This is a genomic window from Candidatus Thiosymbion oneisti, assembly GCF_900092655.1.
Lineage (GTDB): Bacteria > Pseudomonadota > Gammaproteobacteria > Chromatiales > Chromatiaceae > Thiosymbion > Thiosymbion oneisti.
In genome coordinates this window covers 1-4,396 of record NZ_FLUY01000765.1, presented here as the reverse complement: position 1 = coordinate 4,396, position 4,396 = coordinate 1, and the positions used below count along the sequence as shown (strand labels likewise).

Here is a 4,396-nt window from a genome sequence, read left to right as displayed (position 1 = left end):
CCCTCTCCCGGAGGGAGAGGGGGTATAGCGGCCAGTGCCGTTGGTCATGTTACAACTTAGATATTAACCACTACCGAAAAATCTAAAGCTGGATCTCATGATGGTGCAGGGGGTAGCCCTGATCCCGGTAATACACGTAGCGTTTTCTACCGGTTTCGCGCACGTTCGAGTCTTGGTCGATCAGCTCGCAGAGGCGCTCGAAGCGCTCGAAGAAGGCGGGTACTTCCAGGGAGAGGTTGATCAGTACCTGGTTCTCTTCGCCTGGATCCTCACCGTAGCCGATCAGGATCGGTGTGAGCGCGCGGTCGCTGTCGTTCACCAGCCCATGGGGGAGAAAGCTTTGCTGCCGGAAGGTCCAGAGCAAACGGTCGAGGTGGCGCGCCTGTTCGCGGTCCGGGACCTGAATGAGGGTACGTTGTCCGGTCCCGTAGATGCGCTCTACCAGGCGGCAGGCGAGGAGGAAGCGGTCACCGCGACTCGGTTCCTTGAGGGAATAGAAATCGATGCGGGTCATTTGAGTTGGCCGCTGCGCTTGAGGATGAGCTCGGTCAGCAGGGATACCGGCCGCCCGGTGGCGCCCTTCTTCTTGCCGCTGCGCCAGGCGATGCCGGCGATGTCCAGGTGCGCCCAGGGGTATTGCTTGGTGTAGCGCGCGAGGAAGCAGGCGGCGGTGATGGCACCGCCCCAGCGGCTGTTGCCGATGTTGGCCATATCGGCGAAATTGCTGTCGAGTTCTTCCTGGTAGTCGTCCCACAGGGGCAGGCGCCAGGCACGGTCGCCGGCGGCCTCGCCTGCGGTGAGGATTTCCGCCGCCAGCTGCTCGTTCTGGGTGAATAGACCGCTTGGATGCTTGCCGAGGGCGACGGCGCAGGCGCCAGTGAGGGTCGCCATGTCGATCACCACGTCAGGCTCGAAACGCTCACAGTAGGTCAGGGCATCGCACAGAATGAGTCGGCCCTCCGCATCCGTGTTCAGGATCTCGATGGTCTGGCCTGACAGGCTGGTGACGATGTCCCCCGGCTTGTTGGCGTCACCATCCGGCAGGTTCTCGGAGGCCGGGACGACCCCGACCAGGTTGAGGGGAAGCGCCAGCTCCAGGGCGCCGAGCATGGCCCCGAAGACGCTCGCCCCGCCGCACATGTCGAATTTCATCTCGTCCATGTCGGAGGCGGGCTTGATCGAGATCCCGCCGGCGTCGAAGGTGAGACCCTTGCCGACCAGGACCACCGGCTTGGCGTCTTGCGCGCCGCCCCGATACTCCATCAGGATGAGCTTGGCGGGCTGGCGACTGCCGCGGGAGACCGAAAGCAGGGCGCCCATGCCGAGCGCTTCTAAGTCTTTTTCTTCGAGGATCTCTACCCGCAGCTCGGGGTAGTCCTTGCCCAGATCGATGGCCTTATCCGCAAGGTATGCGGGTGTGCAGATGTTACCCGGTAGATTACTCAGGTCCTTCGCCAAGGCGACCCCCCGGGCGATGGCGCCGCCGTGGCGGACTGCTTCTTGGGCGGTCTGAGTGTCCTGTTTCTCCGCTACCCAGAGATCGAGGCGCTTGAGTGGAAAGCGCGGGGACTTTTTCTCTTGCTTGGTCCGGTCATAGTGGTAGACGCTGTCGGCACAGGTGGTCACGGCGTCGCGCACCGTGCGATAGCGGGTCATGCCTGCGGGGATGACCTCCGGCAGGGTACACAGGGCCGTAGTGATACGGGTGTCGTTGAGCAGGGTCACCGCAGCCGCCAGGGCCTTGCGATAGCTGCGGCGGTTGAATTCCTTGCGTTTGCCGCAGCCGATCAGGAGGACCCGCTCGCAACTGACGCCGGGTATGCCGTAGAGCATCAGGGTCCGGCCGGTCTCGCCGTCCATGTCGCCTTTGCGCAGGATATCGCTCAGATGGCCGCCGCTGGCCTTGTCGATGGCCTCGGCGGGTTCGGAAAGCTTGTGTTTCTCGAACACCCCGAGGATCAGACAGGGGGTCTTTTGTCCGGTCAAGTCGCCGCGTTTGATCTTGAATTCCATGGTTACTCCATCGGCTATGAGGACAGATCAGGATCCACCCGCCAGCCGGGATCAGAGAGGCAGTGATAAGATACGCGCTGGTGAGAAGTCTACAAGATTCCGGCGGTAACGGCAGCTACGGGTCGCTGGGACCTATTGACATTTGGGAATTCTCGTTTGCCGCAAATGAACTCAAACCGGTCGAAATCGGCTCACCATCATCGAGGGCCTTTCACCTCGTTATATTTATTTGCGTCCATTGGCGTTGATTTGCGGCGAACGCTTCCGTGAAGATCCTCGATCGCTATCTGGCCGGTGCCGTCATCATCGGCACGCTTGTGACCCTGGGGGTGCTGTTGCCGTTAATGGGGTTTTTCCTCCTTGCCGACGAGATGGACGAGGTGGGAGAAAACGGCTATCAGCTCGCGGATGCCTTGCTGTTCGTGGCCCTGATCATGCCGCGGCATACCTATCAGCTCTTTCCGATCGCGACCCTGATCGGCGCCCTCGTAGGCCTGGGCTCTCTGGCGAGTCGCTCGGAACTGGTCGCCATACGGGCGGCGGGGGTATCGATCGGGTACATCGTCTATGCCGCAATCAAGGGGGGGCTCCTGCTGGCGTTGGTCGCCGTGGCGGTAGGCGAGGGAGTCGCGCCGATTGCGGAGCAGAAGGCGCTGCAATGGCGTTCCGAGGCCCAGTCCGGCCAGGTTACGCTCAAATCGGAGCATGGATTCTGGGCCCGGGATGGTCGTGCCTACATCTATATTCAGGAGATCCTGTCCGGCGCGCAGCTGCGCGACATCCATATCTACGAGTTCGACGAGGAACGGCATCTGAGCCGGGTGACGCGCGCCGAGCATGCCGGATATGTAAAGGGAAGCTGGATACTGCAGGGGATCTTCCGCAGCACGATCGACAATGAGCGCATCAAGACCAGTCACCTTGCCCAGGCCGACTGGAATTCACTGCTGGACCCGGGATTGTTGAAGATTATCGTCGTCGAACCCCATGTGCTCCCGATCTGGGGGCTGCTGCGGTATGTCCGGTATATGGCGGCAAACGGTCAGGACGCCCGCCCCTACGAGGTGGTCTTCTGGGGTAAGGCGATCCATCCTTTTTTGATTCCGGCCATGATCTTCGTCTCCATTCCCATTTTGGTCGGTTCGGCGCGCACCAGCGGTTTTGGGGCGCGCATGCTCTTGGGTGTGGTGGTGGGTATCGCCTTCTATCTGGTCAGCCGCACCTTCGCTTATTTCGCGCTCCTGTATGGAATGAACCCCCTGGTTGCGACCCTGATTCCGCCCCTTGCGTTCCTTGCGGTTGCCTTTTGGGTATTGAAGCGGGCCGGGTAGCGGCAATTGCGACTTCTGCAGCGGTGGGGGAGAGAACAGGGCGGACGCTTTCAGCTACCGGTCACTGGAAGCTGGTGACTGGAAGCTGGTAGCTGGTAGCCGGCGACTGGCGCGGTGCAGCCGGCGGATTGCGTCCGTCCATGGCCTTATCCGCCCTACGGGAGGCAGCCGGCGACTGGTAGCTGGCAGCTGGCGACTGATAAGCCGCAAAGGTTTCCTGTCCTGAAACTGTCTGAACCGGTTGGTTTTCACCGACGCGCTACTTATGCTGTCGAGATGATGGACGAGTGTAACAAATCCGCAATTGCACGGCGGTTTCGTGGATTCCTGCCGGTGGTGGTGGATGTGGAAACGGGGGGGTTCGACCCCCAGCAACATGCCTTGCTGGAGATAGCGGCCAGTATCATTCACATGGACGACGATGGCCTGCTGGTACCTGCCCCGACCCTGTCCTGTCACGTGCTGCCGTTCATCGGTGCCGAGATAGATCCACGGGCGCTGGCCTTCAACGGTATCGACCCGGATCATCCGTTCCGCGACGCGGTTCCGGAACGGGAGGCACTCACCCGTATTCTCACCCCCATCCGCAATGCGGTGAAGTCGTCCGGGTGTAACCGCGCTATCCTGGTCGGGCACAATGCTGCCTTTGATCTGGGATTCATCAAGGCCGCCGTAGAGCGCACCAACTTCAAGCGCAGCCCGTTCCACGCCTTCAGCGTCTTCGATACCGTGTCCCTGGCAGGGCTTGCCTATGGGCAGACGGTCCTGGCCCAAGCCGCTCAGGCGGCGGGCCTGGGCTGGAAGAGCAGCGCGGCACACACGGCCATCTATGACGTGGAGCAGACGGCCAGGCTATTCTGCGGGATCGTCAACCGGTGGCGGGAGCTGGATCCGGATCGCCCGTGGGAGACAGCCCAGTCTCCCTGATTGACTGTAGGGTCCGCTGTGCGGACCGCTGGGATGTTGCGGCCATCCAGCCTGTGAAAACCGTTGGTCAGTGCAGATAACAACCAGAAAGAGAACCACGGATGAACACGGATCGACACGGATGG

4 protein-coding genes are annotated in these 4,396 nt (G+C 61.5%); 2 read left to right on the top strand and 2 right to left on the bottom strand.

Annotated features, from left to right (window positions below; genetic code table 11):
- Positions 1-82: 82 nt before the first annotated feature.
- Positions 83-514 (bottom strand): DNA polymerase III subunit chi, encoded by a 432-nt coding sequence (locus BQ17_RS08170; protein ID WP_089726011.1) that lies wholly within the window; start codon positions 512-514, stop codon positions 83-85.
- The gene (locus BQ17_RS08165; protein WP_089726009.1) at positions 511-2,013 is read right to left on the bottom strand and encodes a leucyl aminopeptidase; all 1,503 of its coding nucleotides are present in this window, start codon (positions 2,011-2,013) and stop codon (positions 511-513) included. The genes BQ17_RS08170 and BQ17_RS08165 overlap by 4 nt, the downstream gene beginning before the upstream one ends.
- A 266-nt stretch (positions 2,014-2,279) precedes the next feature.
- Between BQ17_RS08165 and lptG the strand changes: the two genes are divergently transcribed.
- Positions 2,280-3,344: an LPS export ABC transporter permease LptG gene (gene lptG / locus BQ17_RS08160; protein WP_089726007.1), complete on the top strand. Its 1,065-nt coding sequence runs from the start codon at positions 2,280-2,282 to the stop codon at positions 3,342-3,344.
- 279 nt (positions 3,345-3,623) lie between these two features.
- Positions 3,624-4,271: a ribonuclease T gene (gene rnt / locus BQ17_RS08155; RefSeq protein ID WP_089726013.1), complete on the top strand. Its 648-nt coding sequence runs from the start codon at positions 3,624-3,626 to the stop codon at positions 4,269-4,271.
- Positions 4,272-4,396 lie beyond the last annotated feature (125 nt).

Excerpts from the sequence above, each read along its gene's own strand:
- BQ17_RS08170 (WP_089726011.1), bottom strand. The coding sequence starts at position 514 with ATGACCCGCATCGATTTCTATTCCCTCAAGGAACCGAGTCGCGGTGAC.
- BQ17_RS08165 (WP_089726009.1), bottom strand. The coding sequence starts at position 2,013 with ATGGAATTCAAGATCAAACGCGGCGACTTGACCGGACAAAAGACCCCC.
- rnt (WP_089726013.1), top strand. The coding sequence starts at position 3,624 with ATGGACGAGTGTAACAAATCCGCAATTGCACGGCGGTTTCGTGGATTC.